Origin of the sequence: Paenibacillus sp. 7516 (assembly GCF_002272715.1) — a bacterium.
Taxonomy (GTDB): domain Bacteria; phylum Bacillota; class Bacilli; order Paenibacillales; family Paenibacillaceae; genus Paenibacillus; species Paenibacillus illinoisensis_A.
The window spans coordinates 829006-846987 of sequence record NZ_NPBI01000006.1 but is presented as its reverse complement, the minus strand read 5'-3'; the positions used below and the strand labels follow the sequence as shown (position 1 = coordinate 846987).

The following is a 17982-nucleotide window of genomic DNA, read 5'->3' as shown; positions in this document are numbered from 1 at the left end:
TGCACAGGATACACTTGTGTAACGAGCGGAAGTCAGAGAGGATGAGACAAATGCAGACGACTAGCCTGGCTTTACATACGGATAAATATCAGATTAATATGATGTATGCACACTGGGTGAATGGAACTCACAAACGAAAAGCGGTGTTTGAAGCCTATTTCCGCAAGCTTCCTTTTGGTAACGGTTATGCCGTATTTGCCGGATTGGAACGGATTGTGAACTATATCAGCCAGCTTCGCTTCACCATGGAAGACATCAAGTATTTATCCAAACAAGAGGAAAATTACGATCCGGTCTTTCTGGAAGAGTTGCTCCAGTTTTCATTTCAGGGGACAATTCACTCCATGAAGGAAGGAGCGCTCGTTTTCCCTGATGAACCGCTCATTCGGGTAGAAGGCTCCATTATGGAGACCCAACTGGTGGAGACGGCAATACTTAACTTCATGAACTATCAGACCTTGATTGCAACGAAGGCGTCGCGGATTAAGCAGGTGGCAAGTCAGGACACGCTGCTTGAATTCGGAACCAGACGGGCTCAGGAAGCCGATGCAGCCATATGGGGTGCCCGGGCATCATATGTCGCCGGATTCCATGCAACGTCCAACATGCTGGCAGGGGAACGTTTTGGTATTCCGACAGCAGGAACACATGCTCACTCTTGGGTACAGAGTTTCATGAGTGAGCAGGAGGCGTTTGACGTCTATGCCAAAGTGCTGCCTGATCAGGTGACCCTGCTCGTAGATACCTTTGATACGCTGAACAGTGGAGTACCTCATGCGATCAAAACGGCCAAAATGCTCGAAAGCCAGGGCAAGAAAATGAATGCCATCCGTCTGGATAGCGGTGACCTTGCCTACCTGTCCATTCAGGCACGTCAAATGCTGGATGAGGCAGGACTGGATTACGTTAAAATTGTGGCGTCCAATGACCTGGATGAGAACACGATCTTCAACCTGAAAGCTCAGGGCGCTCGCATCGATACATGGGGCGTAGGTACACAGCTGATTACGGCATCCGACCAGCCATCCCTCGGTGGGGTTTACAAGCTGGTCGAACGTGAAGTGGATGGTGCAATGCTGCCGACGATCAAAATATCGGCCAATCCCGAGAAGGTATCCACCCCAGGCAAAAAAGAAGTATTCCGGATCATTGATCCGAAGCATGGCAAAGCGATTGCAGACTATATCTGCTATCCAGGAGAAGAACAGCCGCTTCAGGGCGGGCCGCTCAAGCTGTTCAACCCGCTACACCCGTATCTCAAAAAGACCGTAACGCGCTATGAAGCGGTAAATATGCTTGAACCAATCTTTGTGAATGGGTTGAAAGTATATGAGCTGCCTACCCTGGATGAAATCCGCAGATACCATCGTGAACAGATGGATCTGTTCTGGCCAGAGTATTTGCGTAAACTCAATCCGGAGATTTACCGTGTGAACATCAGCCCGGCCGCATGGAACATGAAGCAGAAGCTGATTGCTGAACACGTACAATTTACAGAGGAATGAGAACGGAAGAAGGCATAATCGGTATATTTACCGGGTTATGCCTTTTTGGTTTCAGATTTGTGCTGCAGCCGTTCATCGACTGCAGGCTTGGTTTTACGAATTCATGCGGCTGTGTCCAACGTCATGACAGATGGTCTAGGAGCAGCAGTATACTAAGGATTGAAGATAGAATGTAGTTGGACATGGCTTCATTATTTCTCGGGAAATGGTAAAATACGTCAAAATTCTACATCGTTCAGAAATTATGGATCTGCATAGTCTTAAGGAGTGGCACATGGACATCACGGACAGAATCCAATTCGCGAGCAATTCTAAAATCTTACGTTTTCTGTTTCAAGCGTGCAGCCTCGGGGGATGAAACAGGGAGGGAGGTGTACATCATGAAATGGATCTTGGGAATGATCTGGCTGGCCTTCTTGGCATATGCATGGGTTTGGGCTCCTGGAAAGCCTATGGGGAGCGATCCTGTGTTCAAAGAGCTGATTACGCTGCAGAACAAGGAAGCATGGTTGATGACCGTGTTCTCATGGCTGGGTATTTTTCCAGCGATCTTCGCATGTCTCCTGTTAAAAACACCTGCAAACGAGCGCGGAAGCCGTGTGGCTGTTTGGCCGTTCGTGCTCTTGTCTTTTGGCTTGGGAGCCTTTGCGCTGCTTCCTTATTTCGCATGGTCGTCACCAAAGCGGAGTAGACGGGGAACGGAACATCTTCATTTTGGCTATCGCCGCAGCTCTATCATTGGGCGGATTGCAGGACACAAACTGACTCATGGTATACTTTTATTGTTGACGTTGGGTACGGCATGCTACGGATTCATTCAAGGCCATCCGGCTGTATATATGGAAGCATTCAGGCAATCTTCCTTTGTACATATTATGACGATTGATTTTGTTGTGCTGACACTGCTCTCCGTTATTGCAATCTATAGGGATGCCGTGTTCAGCCGCAGATCGCGTATATGGGCATTAACAGGGTTAGTACCCCTGATTGGACCGCTCGTGTATTTGGTAGTGGATAGAAGAAGTGCAGCTTAAGATCAGAAAAATACCAAACATAAGGAGAGGATTTACATGGAGAATACATTCCCGGCTTATGTCATCCGAAGTCAAGAAAATGGCGGAGTTAAGGCAGCTGTAGAACAGTTGAAAAAAGAAGATCTGCCGAATGGAGATGTGACTGTGCAAGTACAGTACTCCAGTGTCAATTATAAGGATGGACTCGCTGCAATCGAAAAGGGCGGAGTTGTTCGTGAATATCCCATGGTACCCGGGATCGACCTGGCAGGTACGGTAGAAGAGTCCGTAAGTGGACGATTTGCCCCAGGGGACCGAGTGATCAGCACAGGCTTTGAGCCAGGGGTGTCTCATTTTGGAGGCTACAGCAGATACGCTCGTTTACGGAGTGAGTGGCTGGTTCCGCTGCCACCAGGTCTCAGTGAGAAGGAAGCGATGGCAATCGGTACAGCTGGTTTTACGGCGGCTTTGTCGGTAGATGCTTTACTTCAGGCAGGGGTTACACCAGAGATGGGCAAGATTTTGGTTACGGGGGCAACCGGGGGCGTTGGGAGTATGGCCGTGGCCATTCTGGCGAAGCTTGGCTTTGAAGTAACGGCCAGTACGGGCAAAAAGAAAGAGCAGGAGAAGTTGCTTATAGATCTGGGCGCCTCTCACGTTATTACACGCGAAGAAGCTGACGCCCCGGCCAAAGGAGCGATGGGCAAACAGCTGTGGGCAGGGGTTGTTGATCCTGCCGCTGGCCCAGCACTGGCCGAACGCCTGAAACAGGTTCAATATGGAGGTGCAGTTGCCGTATCCGGACTGACTGCTGGATCCCGGTTTGAATCTACCGTATTTCCGTTTATCATACGGGGCATTCAGTTAATCGGGATTGATTCAGTGTATTGTCCAATGGAGAGACGGGAACGCTTGTGGAACCTCCTTGGCGGGGATTGGAAGCCGGATCGCGCGCTAGAGCTGGGCATTCAGGAGATCACCTGGGCACAGCTGCCACAGACGCTGGAGAACATTTTGCAGGGTGGCGCGGTCGGTCGTACCGTGGTAAATACGATGGCAGACATACCAACCGAATAAGATTCTTTTCACCTAGACATGCTAATCCTACCTAAGATTGCCACGAAGCAAGAAGTGGTGCGAAAGGAAGGAAACGTATGCGTGTTGGAAGAAAAGGAACGCGGTGGGCAGTAGAAAGAGGATTGAGCTCTTTGTTTGCTGGAGTTATGATCGTACTATGCCTGGGGTCACTTGTTGCCTGTTCAAATGAATCTGCTCAGCAGGAGCGAAAGGTGTACAGTGGGCAAGCAACGGAAGAGGGCAATATGAGGGCCAAGAGTCAGGGACACGGCTTAAACGGCCCACTGATACAGGAGCTGGATAAAGCTTTTGCCGCCAAAGACATCAAGTTAATGAACAACATGTCTGCAGATGATGGCGAAGGTGGAATCTCCTATATGTACCTGCTGAATGGCAGCGGCCGACATATTGTGAAGGTTCACATTTTTGGTGATCCGGACACACGAACCGCTCGAATGAAAGAGATGTACGGGATTTCTGACGAGCAGGCTGTTATTGAAAATGCACTTGGCCAAACATCGATTCAGAGCAAAGGTTATGTGTCACTTGTATACACCGCTTCAGGTGGGGAGAAGGATATTTATGGAGAAAAGGTAGCTCAAGTGTTCCAGCATGTGCTGAATCAGTTGAACTGATCCCAGAGACAGGAAAAGCAGCAGCATCGTTAAAACTATTTGTTCATTCATGGGATGAATTAAAAAAATTAAATAGAAAACGACAAACCCGTCTGATGATTCAGACGGGTTTGTATATTTCGCGCATCACATGCCGCAGCTCTGGAATAATGATTTTTTCCATTGCCAGCTTGACTGCACCTTTGGAGCCCGGCATGGAGAAAACAGCCGTCCGTCCAATCGTTCCGGCTACGGCTCTGCTCAGAATCGCAGCTGAACCGATATCCTCTGTATAACTGAGGAAACGAAAGATTTCACCAAAGCCGGGTAGTTCCTTGTCGAGCAGGGAGGAAACGGCTTCATATGTTGTATCTCTGGGAGCGATCCCGGTACCCCCACTGAGCAGTACGGCTTCAATATCATCCCGTACGGCTGCATCCTGCAGAATGGTGCGAATGCGCTCGGTTTCGTCTGGCGTAATGATATATTCGGCAATTTCATATCCTGCCTCCGTCAGAAGTTGATGCATGAGTTGTCCGCTGGTATCCGTGTCCTTGGTGCGGGTATCGGATACGGTGACAATCATGCAAGAGACCTTGTCCGGTGCTTCTTGACGATGTTGTTCCACTGAGTTGGTCATGAGACATCCTCCTAATCCACATTTTCTCATAGCATAGACCAATCTGCAGTTTCAGGCAATGCGCCGGAGAGAATTGCTCCGTATTGCACATTGAATGCAGGATGGTGTACACTCGCTAGATATAGAACTAGAATGATTCAAACAATGCTCAGCCAGAGAGGTGTATAGCAATGAGCGTAACGAGTGAAAAAGAAAAGTCCATACCCGTATATATATTGTCAGGTTTTTTGGGGAGCGGGAAAACGACGCTTCTTGTACAGTTGATTGAACATTGGCAGCAAGCAGGCTTGCGTCCTGCAGTAGTCATGAACGAGCTCGGTGAGGTAAACCTCGATGGTCAGGTGGTAGATGCTGAAGTACCCATGACCGAAATGCTCGGGGGCTGCATCTGTTGTACGGTTCGAGGCGATCTGGGTCTTCAGCTTGCTGATCTTGTGCAGGAGGAGTCGCCGGATGTCATTGTCATTGAAGCGACGGGAGCAGCCAACCCGATGGAAATTCTGGATGCCGTGACAGAGACGTCCTTGTACATGCGTCTTGAGTTGAAAAGTCTCATTACCGTTGTGGATGCAGCACATCTGTCTGGCTTGTACCAAGAACAGAAGGGGCAGACGTTCAAGCTGATGCAGGAGCAGATTCGCTGTGCCTCGGTACTGATTCTGAACAAAACAGACCGGGTCGGTGAACAGGAAATAAGTGATCTGCAGCAGCTGCTCACGAAGTGGAACGGTTTTGCCCCGGTTATTCAAGCCGTGAGATGTGAAGTCGACATGGATCTGCTGCTTCAAAGTGGGGATGGAGTGCATGCCTATCAGGCTGCAGCTGAATCGGATCATCAAAAGGCTGTGACAGAGCACGTCCATACTGAGGCATGTTCAGAGCATGGTTGTGGCCATAGTCATGAACATCATCATGAACATCACACCCCGCACGCATCACATGAGCATGTTATGGTATATACGCATTATTTCAACCAACCGGTGAACAGCGAAGCTTTTGAGCGGTTTATAGCTGGATTGCCGCGGGATGTTTACCGAGCCAAGGGTATTCTCTCCTTTAGTGATACAGCTAGCCGCTTCTGGTTTCAGTATGCGTATCGGGAATCGGACTATATGAAAATCACGCCTCAGGGCGACGTGCCGAATGTGGCTGTGTTCATAGGTGAGCATTTTGACCAGGCTGTCATTCGCCATCAATTGCTGGAAATGGAATCCATAAATCAGGCTTGATGATTCAAGGTTCCTCCGAACTGGGTATTAAGAAGCATAGCAAACTTTGCCTGGGAGGTAACTTTAAATGACACAACAACAATATCAACAATGTATTGATGCTTGCCTGGAGTGCATGAATGCTTGCAATGTATGTTACATATCCAGCTTGAAAGAATACGATCTGGCGATGCTTCGTGACTGTATCCGACTGGACCGCGAATGTGCCGAAATCTGTGGCTTCGCTGCTCAAGCCATGACGCGTGGAAGTGATTTCATCGCTGAAATTTGCGAACTTTGTGTTAAAGCTTGCGAAGCATGTGCGGCGGAATGCAGCAAACATGAACACGATCACTGTCAGGCATGCGCCGAAGCTTGCCGTAAATGTGCAGAAGCTTGCCGTTTGATGGCAGCAGTAGCTTAATTATAGATGCCTGAACGAGCGGCCAAATGGATTTGAATAGGATTGGCACAATCCCCTCTTGAAATCGACGCAGAGTACATCAAATCAGATGTACGGATACGTTGCAATCAGGAGGGGATTTTTGCGATGACGAGCACGTGAAAGCATGCACCGCATATGGGATGCCTACAGAACAGGATGATAGAAGCGGAGCTGCCTTCATCGGAGAATAGTTCCTACAGGTTGCCAAAGTCAGAAGCAATATGTATAATGATGGAAATGAATTGAAACGATGAATATCCGTGATCGGGAGAGTAACCAGAATCATGCTTAACAGCGAGCCGGAGCAGGTGGAAGCCGGTATGACATGACCTGTGTGAACCGCACCCGTGAGATGGTTATCCGAAGTGATGCTTTTTGGAGTGAAAGACGAAGCATCTTCATGAGGGTAATCCGGCATGCGGCCGTTATTCGCACCAAGCGGAGCAGCTTCGGGCGCCATATAACATGTGGCCGTACGAGGTTGTTCACCTAGAGTGGTACCGCGGGAACTGTCAGATCAGCTCTCGTCTCTTTTATAGAGACGAGAGCTTTTTATTTTTATATTTTGTTAATCCATATCAGGCAAAGGAGTGTTTATTATGTTAATGAAACAAGCGGCAGCACATCTTGCTCCTCTTACGGGGCTGGAGGAAGAAGAGGTTCTCAAGCTTTTGGAAATCCCGCCACAACCGGAGCTTGGGGATGCAGCATTCCCTTGTTTTGTACTTGCCAAATCACGCAAGAAAGCACCTGCAGCGATTGCTGCGGAGATTGCCGGCGAACTGAAGACAGCAGACTTTACAGCTATAGCAGCAGGGCCATATGTGAATATCCAGTTTAACCGGGATAAGTGGTCCTCGGAATTACTGGAATGGGTGGGCCAACCTTCGTTCGGTAAGCTCAATATTGGCAATGATGCACGCGTACTAATTGATATGTCGTCCCCCAACATCGCGAAACCGTTCGGAATTGGACATCTTCGTTCAACGGTAATTGGTGCAGCGTTATATCGGTTATACAGTGAAGCGGGATATGTCCCGGTGAGTGTAAATCATCTTGGAGACTGGGGAACCCAGTTTGGGAAACAAATTGCTGCCTACAAACGTTGGGGTAACGATGAAGCGCTTCAGGCAGAACCTATCCGCACTTCCCTTGAACTCTATGTACGCTTCCACGACGAAGCGGAGAATGATCCAACCCTGGAGACCGAAGCCCGTGAGTGGTTCCGCAAACTGGAACAGGGAGATGAAGAGGCCAGACGATTATGGATGTTCTTTGTTGAAGTGAGCATGAAGGAATTCGACCGGATGTATGAACGTCTGAATGTACAGTTTGACCATACTCTCGGTGAGAGCTTCTACAATGACAAGATGGGAGCCGTTGTGGAAGATCTCAAAACCAAGGGTTTGCTGGAAGAGAGCGACGGAGCGCTAGTCGTGCGTCTGGAGGAAGAGAATATGCCGCCTTGCCTGATAATCAAAAAGGACGGAACAACCATCTATCCGACACGGGATTTGGCCACAGCCGTTTATCGTCATGATGTTATGAAGGCAGATAAGCTATTATATGTGGTTGGGGGAGAGCAAAAGCTGCATTTCAAACAGGTATTTGCCGTATTGTCCCGGATGGGATATGAGTGGGCTGCGAACTGTGAGCATATTCCGTTCGGGTTGATGCGCTTTGAAGGGCGGAAGATGTCCACCCGGCGCGGTAAAGTCGTCTTTTTGCAGGAAGTGCTGGATGAAGCGGTTGCTCGGGCTTTACAGATCATCGAAGAGAAGAATCCGCACCTGGACAACGCTCAGGACGTTGCGGAAGCCGTAGGTGTAGGAGCGATTGTTTTTGGTGATTTGCGCAATAATCGGCTGAATGATGTGGATTTCTCTTTGGAAAGTGCGGTCAGTTTCGAAGGGGAGACTGGACCTTATGTGCAGTACACCTATGCTCGGATCAACAGTGTACTTGCCAAGGTTAAGGACGCGAACAATGATAGTGAAAATGGCCAAGTGACTAGCTCGAATGATACAGAGTTTAATGATGTCGCAGGTCGTGCAGCAAAGGTTGGAGACGCCTCTTGGACGCTGCTTAAGTTATTGGCAGATTATCCGCAATATCTTGAAAAAGCCGTTGGGCGCAATGAACCTTCGGTGATTGCCAAGTATGCGATTGATTTGGCTCAGGCATTCAACCGTTTCTATCACGCCGAACGGATCGCTGACGCCCCCGCTGAAGTACGGCCGTTCCGGGTGAATCTAACCAAGTGCACAGCTGAACGTATTGTCCGCAGTCTCTATTTGCTCGGCGTCCGGGCACCTGAGCGGATGTGATGTACTGTGAGATGGGGGAAGCGTAGAACTGGTTGTGAAGCAGATGGAACTAAAAATGAGGAAGCTGGCAAGCTGCCCGAAGGGATCTCGCTTCAGCATGTGAGTAAACGTCTCGGAGGCGTATCCGTATTGAATGGGGTTAATTTACATGTGGAAGCTGGAGAATGCGCTGTGTTGGTGGGAAGAAATGGTTCAGGTAAAAGCACCCTGCTGCGCACCTTGGCAGGATTCTTGGTTCCTGATCATGGCGTGGTGTGTCAGACGATAAAAGAAAAGAAGATGTACGCGCTCGACGGATTGCCACGTTTGCCATTCACTTCAGGCGAATATTTGTGGGAAATGGGCCGGATTCGTGGCATCCGCCCTGCGCTGCTGCGACAACGAATAAACGAGCTGAGTGAGTTGCTTTTTCTTGGGACTGCGCTCGATCAGAAATTATCCCTGTTATCCAAAGGAACGCTTCAAAAGGTCAACTTGATTCAAGCAATGCTGCCAGGTCCAGATGGGCTCATGCTGCTGGATGAGCCGTTATCCGGCCTGGACCTTCCTGCCCAGGAGGCGGTTGTAACCCTGTTGCAGCAATGGAAAAAGAAAGGCACCTCCATTGTGACAGCTTGTCATGAACCGCTATTTATTGAGCGTATGGCCGATCAGGTCTATGTGCTTCAAAACGGTTGTGTATTACGGCATTGGAAACGCGCAGATCTAAAAGAATTGGGAGAGCCCATTGTCCAAATCCAGAGTTTAATGAAGGGATCGAATATGGAGCTGCTAAATACATATTCGAAACTTGTTGAACAGAAGGGTGTATTGCAGATCCATCGTCATGGGGAGATGCATGATCGCAGCGAAGTAGTATGGGACTGGAAAGTTGAACGCCATACCACGGATTATGTGATCCATGAAATTATTGCGGCTGGTGGTTCGATTATGTCTGTTTTGCAAGAGGAAAGCCGAGTACATATGGAGCATTTGCTGGAAGGTCACCATCCGGCTGATCATCGGAAGAAAAGCGCCACCGAATCTGCTTCCTCCCATTCTCGGTTGGACACGATGGAAGGAGAATCTCCATGATTCATCTAACCCGGTATTTGCTCAGACAGTACATCCGTTCACAGAAGTATTTCGCACCCGTGGTCATGTACATCATCGCCATGCTCCTGATCTACTCATATAGGCCAAACCCGGTAGTGGACAGTTATAGTGTTACGGCCATGCTTCTCTTTTTTGGGTCTGCCTGGATGGGATTGACCGTAATGAACGCAGAGCCGGCAGGGCAAATTCATTTGCTTGTTCTGCATGCAGGAAATAGACGAAAAGTTATTTTTGGTCAATTATGGTGCACCTGGTTGATGCAATGTGCGCTTGTGGTGATCACCGTGTTGTATCCTGTGATGTTTGGTATGTTCGAGAGACAGCCGACTGGCGGAGAGTGGATGATGGCGTGGTCGGGACATTTGGCATTATCTCTACTGGGTTCAGCTGTAAGTCTTTTCTTTCAAAAATCGTATATTCCTCGGCTTAGTCGCAGTCTACCTGGATTGATTGTTATGCTGCTTCTTTCATTTGTGCAAGGTTCACTCGCAAGTCATTTGCCAAACTGGCTGCAATGGTTAAGTAAAGTCTTGCCCCCAGCTTTCTATCTTGTGCGTGAAATGATGTTATTTGAAGAAGCGAAGTGGGTAAATGTCTTATTGCCCATCCTGTGGGCTGTAATGTACGCGTTCATCCTGCTGTCCATTCATATATGGCTGGCTGGAAGAAGAGATTTGCGGAGTTAGAAGCCGTTAATCTCTACGACTTGAATGTTGCTCTTTCTTTGGTTACGATAGAGGAACATAAAACGGGAAATGGGTACGGGAATGAAAGGGGAGCTCGCTTTTGCAAAACTCAGACATGCAGCATGGGGACATGCTGGATAGCGAACACTCCAGAGAATTGTTTGCATACTATGGATTAGCTGTTTACTATGGACAGGCTCTTGAGCAGCAGCTCGTCAATCTGATCCTGTTGATGAAAATGTCTCAAGGCAAAGTTGTTTCCGATGAAGACCTGGAAGACTTATATGAGCGGAAAATGAGCAGTTCACTTGGGCAACTCATTCATGAGGTTAAGCATCACTTTACGTTTTCAGATGAAGAAACCCGTCAGTTGAATGAATTGTGGAAGCAGCGGAACAGCATTGTGCACCATTACTTTAAGGAACGAATTCACGAAACCTTTAGTCCTGAGGGACGATCTCGCATGATCAAGGAACTGGAGGATTTCAAATCCCGTGCGCAGGAGCTTGAGATCAGTCTTCAACAGTACACGGGTGCTTGGATAAGACAGCTTGGATTGAATGCTGAGTCGGCTGCGGCGCTGCGGCGACTTGAACAAATGCATTCAGAGAGCTTACATGCTCAAAGCATGGACGAGGAGAATCAGCTTGATTGAAGGCAAGGTAGGGGGACGAAAACGGAAAAGAAGAGGAAAGCGAAGCTGGCTGGTCATTGCCATTACATCCTTGGTGCTGATAGGAATTCTCTGGGCCCTAGTTACGGCCTGGCTGATCACGGGATACACATCTGAGCAATCGACCAGACAAAGTGATGCGGCTGTCATTCTTGGTGCTGCTGTGGACGGGGATCGTCCTTCACCTGTATTTCGAGAGCGAATCGAACATGCTATTGCATTATATCGTCAGGGTACAATACCCAAACTCATCTTTACCGGCGGTTCTGGACGTGAGGGCGAGCGCTCTGAAGCGGAAGTGGGAAGGGATTATGCAGTCGCACACGGCGTAGATCCTGGAGATATTCTGATCGAAACACAATCGAGAATCACAGAGGAGAACCTGGTTAATACCATTGCGATTGGGGATCAGGCAGGATACCATAAATATACGATTGTAAGTGACCCGCTGCATATGAAGCGGGCCATGAAGCTGGCAAGCGAGCTAGGCATGGATGCTGTTCCGTCTCCGACACAAACGACAGCCTATCAGACCTGGCGCAGCCAAATTCCATTTTTGGCACGAGAGACTGTGTTATACATGGGGTATACGGTAAAAGGATGGATAGACAATCTGCAGTAGCCTTCAGGCGAATTGTGGGTTGTCTTTTCTTTTTGCACTCGCTTTGTTTACAATAGAAAAACGCCCTGTGCGCAGACCGGAAAGTCTGCGCACAGGGCAGTAATAAGAGAACTTTAGAGATTGTATTCAATGAATGTCTTATGAATAAAGAGTTATAGATTACCTCCAGCCAAGGAAGGGGTTGTAGGGATAACCTGACCTGAGCTGCTGCTCTCATTTCCTCCGCTAACCGCTTGTGCGCCTTGTTGAAGCTGATACATCTGATAATATCGTCCTTGAAGTTCCATCAGTTCATCGTGAGCACCCTGTTCCACAATGCGACCGCGGTGCAGGACCAGAATCTGGTCAGCAGAACGAATGGTGGAGAGGCGGTGAGCGATGATGAATGTGGTCCGTCCTTTTTTGAGGACTTCCAGTGCATTTTGAATCAAGGCTTCCGTTTCGGTATCGATATTGGCCGTTGCCTCGTCGAGAATAAGAATAGCCGGATCGAAGGCGAGTGCTCGGGCGAAAGAAATCAATTGACGTTGTCCGGCAGATAGCGTACTTCCTTTTTCGATAACGGGTTCATCGAATCCCTGAGGCAGATGTGCCAGGATCCGTTCTGCTCCCACATCACGAAGCGCCTGCTCGATCTGTGCGCGAGTAATGCGCTCATCTCCAAGACTTACATTAGACGCAATGGTGCCGGTGAACAGATATGGATCCTGAAGCACGATTCCCATATGCTGCCGAATCCACTGTTTCGGCAACTCCTTGACGTTCTGCCCGTCGATGGTAATCTTGCCTTTTTGCGGATCATAGAACCTGAATAACAGGTTAATAATCGAGCTTTTACCCGAACCGGTATGACCAACCAAAGCAACGGTTTGGCCCTGTGAGGCTTTGAACGAGATATTGTTCAGCACGAAGTCCTTTTTATATGCGAAGGATACATCGTCAAATACTACATTTCCCTTGTATCTTGGCATCGAGCCATCGGTTACCGGTTCTCCCTGTTCGTCCATGAGCTCAAATACACGTCCAGCGGATACGAGGGAGGAATCCAGGTTCGCCAGTTGGTTGACCATGCCGGTGATCGGCTGGAACAAACGACCCAGAACATCGACGAATGCATACAGAACACCCAGTGAAATAATACTGGTGCCGTCCAGCACACTGGAACCGAAGTACCATAGAACAACGGCAAAAGCGATATTCCGCAATACATTTACCAGGTTGTGAGAAGTGAAGGCGTTTAAGTTCAGCATTTTGTTCTGATGTTTCATATAATCGTCGTTCAGATCTTCGAATTCCTGTTTGGTCTGCTTCTGGTGACGGAATACGCGAATAATGGACATCCCTTGAATGGATTCATTAATGATCGCATTGATCTCACTCAGCCGTGAACGAATAATGGTATTGTAACGGGTAGCGAATTTACGATAGAGCACAATCCACAGAATCAGCATCGGTACAACGAACAACGAGATCAGTCCGAGGCGGAAATCCAGCAGGAAGAGGGCGACATATACACCTGTAATCGTAATGATTCCTGAGAAAAAGTTCGATAGCACGGCAACGAACAGATCCTTAACGGCTTCTGTATCGTTTGTGACCCTAGAAACGACTTTACCCGCAGGAAGATTATCAAAGAAGTGTACGGGCAGCCTTTGAATATGGGCATAGACATCATTACGAAGCCTTTGAATGACCTTGTTTGCAGAGGATTGCAGCCAGTAGGTTTTACCAAACTCCATAATGACCGAGATCACGAGAAAGATCATGTAATATACAATTAATTGATAGATGCTTGGCATTTCAGGTTTGTAAAAAGCAAAGAGTTCACCAGCGGAAAGCGGCTCTGCCGCATATTGGCCGGTCACTTCACCCGCACGCGTAACCGTTAAGGTTCCATTCTCAAATGAACGATCTCCATCGGGTGCAGTTACGGGTTCATTGACGAAATAAAAGCTTTTGCCGGCTTGCAGTACTCTGACTTCGGCACCTTTCACTTCACCAGCTTCGAATCTGCCTTCTCGTTTGTAATTCTTGCCGTTGTATACAGCGGCTTCGGATGAAGCCTCCGTCTCATAGAACGGCTGCTCAATGGCAAGCAGATGATTGTCAATCATCGACTTGGCGATGAACGGACCGGCGAGCTCAGCCGCTACACCGATCGTTAACATGATTAATGCTGCAATAAAAGTACCTTTGGCTTTCAGGGCATACTGAAGCAGCCTTTTGCCTGTATTCGACTTCAAAACGTTGACCTCCTACGTGGACAGATTGGATTCCACCTGCTGCCGTTCATATTGTTCACGGTACCAGCCGTTCATGGCAAGCAGTTCCTGGTGGGTTCCTTCTTCCGTAATTTTCCCGTGCTCCAGCACGATGATCCGGTCTGCGTGTTCAATGGCGGACAGGCGGTGCGTTGAGATCAGCGTGGTTTTGCCCGAGCGTTTGGTGCGTATATTTTCAATGATTTTGGCTTCCGTTCTTGCATCTACTGCAGATAAGGCATCATCCAGGATCAGAATATCCGGATCGGCAATAAAGGCACGTGCCAGAGATACCCGCTGTTTCTGTCCGCCCGACAGGGCAATTCCCTTTTCACCAACAAGGGTATCCAGTCCATCGGATAATGTCCCCAAATCTCCGTCAAAGGCTGCGGTACGGATGGCTTCCATAATGACTTCATCACTTGCACCCGGCTTGCCGAATTGAATGTTCTGACGAACCGACTTGGAGAACAGCACTTGTTCCTGCGGAACGTAACCGATCCAGCTGTGTAAGTCATCCTTGGCGATCTCCTGAATCGGATGTCCCGATATGCTTAATGTACCGGAACCGGCAGGGTATTCATGAAGCAGCTGTTTGAGCAGGGTGGACTTACCGCTTCCCGTACGTCCCACAACACCGAGTGTCTGACCACGGCGAAGCGAGAAGCTGACATGGCTAAGATTATCGACAGTGGAGCTTGGATAACGGAATGTCACATCCTGCATCGAGATCTCTTCAGGATTCGAAATATGAGCTGGCTGATCAACGTCCTGGACAGCAGGCTCTACAGATAAAGTTTCGTTAACCCGGTCCAATGAGGCGCTGCCGCGCTGCATCAGGTTAATCAGTTCGCCAATGGCAAACATAGGCCAGATCATCATCCCCAGATACATGTTGAACGATACGAGATCTCCAAGGGTAATTTCATTGTGAAACACGAGATAAATCCCGTAGGCCAGCGCAATCACATAACTGAGACCAACACATAGCCGGATCGTAGGTTCAAACAGTGCATCCATCTTGGCCACAGCCAGGTTTTTGCGATAAACGTCTTCGGTGACATCAGCAAACCGCTTCTGGTCCAGACGTTCCTGAACATAAGCACGAACCACACGAATACCTGCGATGGATTCAAGAACCTGATCATTCATGTCCCCGAACGCATCTTGTGCCAAGGTATAACGTTGATGAACGGCTTTTCCGTAGATCATCATGGCAATTGCGATAAATGGCAGCGGCAAAATCGCAGCAAGGGTCAGTTTCCAGCTCACCAGAAAACCCATCGCGAACAATACGGTTGCCAGAAAGGCAGTTGAATCCGTTAATGTCAGCATGCCGAAGCCTGCTGTTGTGGCAATCGAACGAAGGTCGTTGGTCGCACGAGCCATCAGATCTCCCGTTCTGTTCTTCTCAAAGAAAGGCGGGGTCATCCGCAGCAGGTGATCCATGAAACGCGATCGTAACAAGCGTTCAACCAGATTCGCACCACCAAACAGTTTGTGCATCCATATGTACGTGGTCAGATAGATAATAACGACTGTTCCTAGAATAAGTAAAATGTAACGTGTGAGTGAGGCGCCAGTAATGGAACCGCGCACAATCTCGTCAATGGCATTGCCTAGCAGACGAGGGGGGAGCAGTTCGGCTACACCCACGAGGATGAGCAAAATGACACCAATCAGGTATCGTTTGCGTTCCAGCCGGAAGAACCAGGCCAGGTTTTTGAGTACAGAGAACAAGTGGTATCCCTTCCTTTCAAGTGTCAGTGAAATACGTTATCTACTCATGTGTACCGGTTTCTACCCACAAAAAAAGACATACCGCACGCAGGCGGTATGTCTTGGATATCAATCATACGGCGCATGGCTCCGAGAGCAGAGCCACCGCTGAACATAAGTATCGAAAGTGTGCGCAGCAGTTAACCTTATTCAGGATTACTGCAGTGCTGACTTAAGTACGGAATAACGATTTCGAGGGCGCTCCGGTATTTAATTGTGAGCTAAATAGACCATCCTTATGAATGTTAAACACCGTAATCACCCTTTCTGTTTTGGAAATAAATTGAATGTGGATCTCGTATGTTTGCATCTTAACACCGCCTTTTGGGATCTGTCAAACTTTTTTCACAATTGCGTGAGCAGCTCTTTTTGTTTATTTCTGTGGTGTAATGTTTGAACTCAAGCCCATCAAGCGATATGATGTAACATATATATAGAGAAGGAGCTGACACCAAATGAGTACCATACATGTATCTGACCGTGCTGCCCGTTGGTATAAGGAAGAACTAAACTTGAACGAAGGAGACAGCATCCGATTCTTCGCGCGTTATAGCTCCGGCGGAGGTCTCCACCCTGGGTTTTCACTGGGAATCGCTGTTGAGGAACCGCGCCACCCGGCTGAACAAACAGAAGTTTCGGGGATTCGCTTTTTTATGGAAGATCACGATTATTGGTACCTGAAAGGCCACAAGCTGCATGTCGATGTAGTGGGAGAAGGACAAGATATCGAATATCGTTATACTGAGGTCTAATCCGGGCTGTTCTTGGGGATGCCTTCAGTTCAACTTGTGTAACGAGGTGTAGGAACTGGATTGAAATGTGTCTAAGCATGGATTGTACCGCTGGCTTCTGCCGGCTTCGAACAGGAGGGATAGGAATTGAATCCGCCAGCCCGAGATTTGGCCCAATATATTGCACACCGCTCCCATATTGTGGTGAAGGCTGCAGTTTGGGCTGAAAACGAACGAGGTGAATTGTTGCTGATCCAGCACGCCGAGCAAGGTCATTGGCGTATTCCCGTTGGACAGATGCGTCCTGGCGAAGCCATTGAAGATACAGCTCATCGGGAATTGTGGGAAGAGACGGGATGGACAGCAAACAGCATGACACTTGAAACACTGCATTCGGGTCCCGACCTGAGACAGCAGCATTCCAGCGGGGATGAAGATTATTATGTGATCGCCCTGTTCCGAGCCCGAATCATTCAGGATCGTCTGGTGGAGTCGCGAGTAAACAGCGAGGCAGGGTTGAAGTTTTTTGACCCGAGATCACTTCCGGTGCTGAATAGTCTAAGTCGTATGTTGCTTGAAGGTAAAATATTGGATTAGACGGCAAGACAAAAGAAGCCTTTCCAACGGGGGAAGGCTTCTTTTGTCTATATCACATGCGCATACAGAACGCTTCAGGTCAGCTAGACCTGATCGAGCGGTTCTTCGTCCATCGCAAAATCAAAGTCATCAATATCAAATACTTGCACAGGGGCCGATGACTCTATAATTCGTGCGATCAGTTCAACCTGATCCGTGAGGATTGGGATGCTCAGGCGCTGCGAAGTGAGCAGCAGCTCGGTCTCAATCGGATCGAAATACTCACCATACTGCGCTGTATCCACAGCATTGATAATGGCGATGGACACCTGATCACCAAACAGGATGGACGGGCTTTTTGCCCAAGGAACGGATAGGGCACGTTCGATCTTCTTCTTATTCAGCGGTTCTTCAAAATAAGAAATGATCTCGTTAATTTTCGATTTTACATGCTGATCATCAGCAGGGTTATCCATCAAAGGATCCGGGCTGACCTGAAATTCATATAACTCCAAGACGGTGGTATAAGGAACAATATATTCAACAGGCGCGGGCGGCGCGAGCAATTGACCGTAAATAGCCACCATCACGGCTTCTGTAATAAACTGACGTGACATGGTACCTGAATCCTCCTGCGGCCATTAATAATTGCGAGGTGAATCAATTTGGTTATGCAAACGAATACAAATTAAATTGATTTCTCTGCTATGGACATGGATGCATGAATTGC

18 protein-coding genes are annotated in these 17982 nt (G+C 48.4%); 13 read left to right on the top strand and 5 right to left on the bottom strand.

Features of this window, described 5'->3' with window-relative positions; genetic code table 11:
• The first annotated feature begins 50 nt into the window (after positions 1-50).
• The 4 genes from CHI14_RS07135 to CHI14_RS07120 all read left to right on the top strand — a co-directional run bounded on the left by CHI14_RS07135 (position 51) and on the right by CHI14_RS07120 (position 4230).
• Positions 51-1505 (top strand): nicotinate phosphoribosyltransferase, encoded by a 1455-nt coding sequence (locus tag CHI14_RS07135; RefSeq protein ID WP_095287686.1) that lies wholly within the window; start codon positions 51-53, stop codon positions 1503-1505.
• Between the two features lie 380 nt (positions 1506-1885).
• Entirely contained in the window at positions 1886-2539 is a 654-nt protein-coding gene (locus CHI14_RS07130) for a hypothetical protein (protein WP_095287685.1), read from the top strand.
• 36 nt (positions 2540-2575) lie between these two features.
• Entirely contained in the window at positions 2576-3595 is a 1020-nt protein-coding gene (locus tag CHI14_RS07125) for an acrylyl-CoA reductase family protein (RefSeq protein WP_095287684.1), read from the top strand.
• Between the two features lie 146 nt (positions 3596-3741).
• Entirely contained in the window at positions 3742-4230 is a 489-nt protein-coding gene (locus CHI14_RS07120; RefSeq protein WP_141236645.1) for a hypothetical protein, read from the top strand.
• A gap of 100 nt (positions 4231-4330) precedes the next feature.
• Here CHI14_RS07120 and CHI14_RS07115 read toward each other — a convergent pair whose 3' ends face one another.
• Complete coding sequence (locus tag CHI14_RS07115) at positions 4331-4849, bottom strand: MogA/MoaB family molybdenum cofactor biosynthesis protein (RefSeq protein ID WP_095287682.1); 519 nt, start codon at positions 4847-4849, stop codon at positions 4331-4333.
• A 170-nt stretch (positions 4850-5019) separates the two neighbouring features.
• Here CHI14_RS07115 and CHI14_RS07110 point away from each other — a divergent pair, with 170 nt between their 5' ends.
• Positions 5020-6078, top strand: a complete 1059-nt coding sequence (locus CHI14_RS07110) for a CobW family GTP-binding protein (RefSeq protein ID WP_095287681.1) — start codon at positions 5020-5022, stop codon at positions 6076-6078.
• 67 nt (positions 6079-6145) lie between these two features.
• The gene (locus CHI14_RS07105) at positions 6146-6481 is read left to right on the top strand and encodes a four-helix bundle copper-binding protein (protein ID WP_095287680.1); all 336 of its coding nucleotides are present in this window, start codon (positions 6146-6148) and stop codon (positions 6479-6481) included.
• A 79-nt stretch (positions 6482-6560) separates the two neighbouring features.
• Here CHI14_RS07105 and CHI14_RS30290 read toward each other — a convergent pair whose 3' ends face one another.
• Positions 6561-6962, bottom strand: coding sequence for a hypothetical protein (locus CHI14_RS30290; protein WP_095287679.1), 402 nt, complete (start codon positions 6960-6962; stop codon positions 6561-6563).
• Positions 6963-7101: 139 nt separating this feature from the next.
• On the opposite strand from CHI14_RS30290, the gene argS reads away from it, so the two are divergent.
• The 5 genes from argS to CHI14_RS07075 all read left to right on the top strand — a co-directional run bounded on the left by argS (position 7102) and on the right by CHI14_RS07075 (position 11905).
• The gene (argS, locus tag CHI14_RS07095) at positions 7102-8829 is read left to right on the top strand and encodes an arginine--tRNA ligase (RefSeq protein WP_095287678.1); all 1728 of its coding nucleotides are present in this window, start codon (positions 7102-7104) and stop codon (positions 8827-8829) included.
• 6 nt (positions 8830-8835) lie between these two features.
• Positions 8836-9903: an ATP-binding cassette domain-containing protein gene (locus tag CHI14_RS07090; protein ID WP_095287677.1), complete on the top strand. Its 1068-nt coding sequence runs from the start codon at positions 8836-8838 to the stop codon at positions 9901-9903.
• Positions 9900-10610: a hypothetical protein gene (locus CHI14_RS07085; protein WP_095287676.1), complete on the top strand. Its 711-nt coding sequence runs from the start codon at positions 9900-9902 to the stop codon at positions 10608-10610. Before CHI14_RS07090 ends, CHI14_RS07085 begins: the two co-directional genes overlap by 4 nt.
• Positions 10611-10710: 100 nt before the next feature.
• Positions 10711-11265, top strand: coding sequence for a hypothetical protein (locus CHI14_RS07080; protein ID WP_249281030.1), 555 nt, complete (start codon positions 10711-10713; stop codon positions 11263-11265).
• Positions 11258-11905 (top strand): YdcF family protein, encoded by a 648-nt coding sequence (locus CHI14_RS07075; protein WP_170948038.1) that lies wholly within the window; start codon positions 11258-11260, stop codon positions 11903-11905. Before CHI14_RS07080 ends, CHI14_RS07075 begins: the two co-directional genes overlap by 8 nt.
• A gap of 152 nt (positions 11906-12057) precedes the next feature.
• On the opposite strand, the gene CHI14_RS07070 is transcribed toward CHI14_RS07075, so the two are convergent.
• Both CHI14_RS07070 and CHI14_RS07065 read right to left on the bottom strand, forming a co-directional pair.
• Positions 12058-14148, bottom strand: a complete 2091-nt coding sequence (locus CHI14_RS07070) for an ABC transporter ATP-binding protein (protein ID WP_095287674.1) — start codon at positions 14146-14148, stop codon at positions 12058-12060.
• A 12-nt stretch (positions 14149-14160) separates the two neighbouring features.
• Positions 14161-15906, bottom strand: coding sequence for an ABC transporter ATP-binding protein (locus CHI14_RS07065; RefSeq protein WP_095287673.1), 1746 nt, complete (start codon positions 15904-15906; stop codon positions 14161-14163).
• A 494-nt stretch (positions 15907-16400) separates the two neighbouring features.
• On the opposite strand from CHI14_RS07065, the gene CHI14_RS07060 reads away from it, so the two are divergent.
• Together CHI14_RS07060 and CHI14_RS07055 are read left to right on the top strand one after the other, a co-directional pair.
• On the top strand, positions 16401-16697 hold the full coding sequence (locus tag CHI14_RS07060; RefSeq protein WP_095287672.1) for a HesB/YadR/YfhF family protein: 297 nt from the start codon (positions 16401-16403) through the stop codon (positions 16695-16697).
• Positions 16698-16823: 126 nt separating this feature from the next.
• The gene (locus CHI14_RS07055; RefSeq protein ID WP_095287671.1) at positions 16824-17273 is read left to right on the top strand and encodes an NUDIX domain-containing protein; all 450 of its coding nucleotides are present in this window, start codon (positions 16824-16826) and stop codon (positions 17271-17273) included.
• An 83-nt stretch (positions 17274-17356) separates the two neighbouring features.
• Here the strand turns inward: CHI14_RS07055 and CHI14_RS07050 are convergent, their stop codons facing one another.
• Complete coding sequence (locus CHI14_RS07050) at positions 17357-17869, bottom strand: ADP-heptose synthase (RefSeq protein ID WP_095287670.1); 513 nt, start codon at positions 17867-17869, stop codon at positions 17357-17359.
• Between the last annotated feature and the right edge of the window lie 113 nt (positions 17870-17982).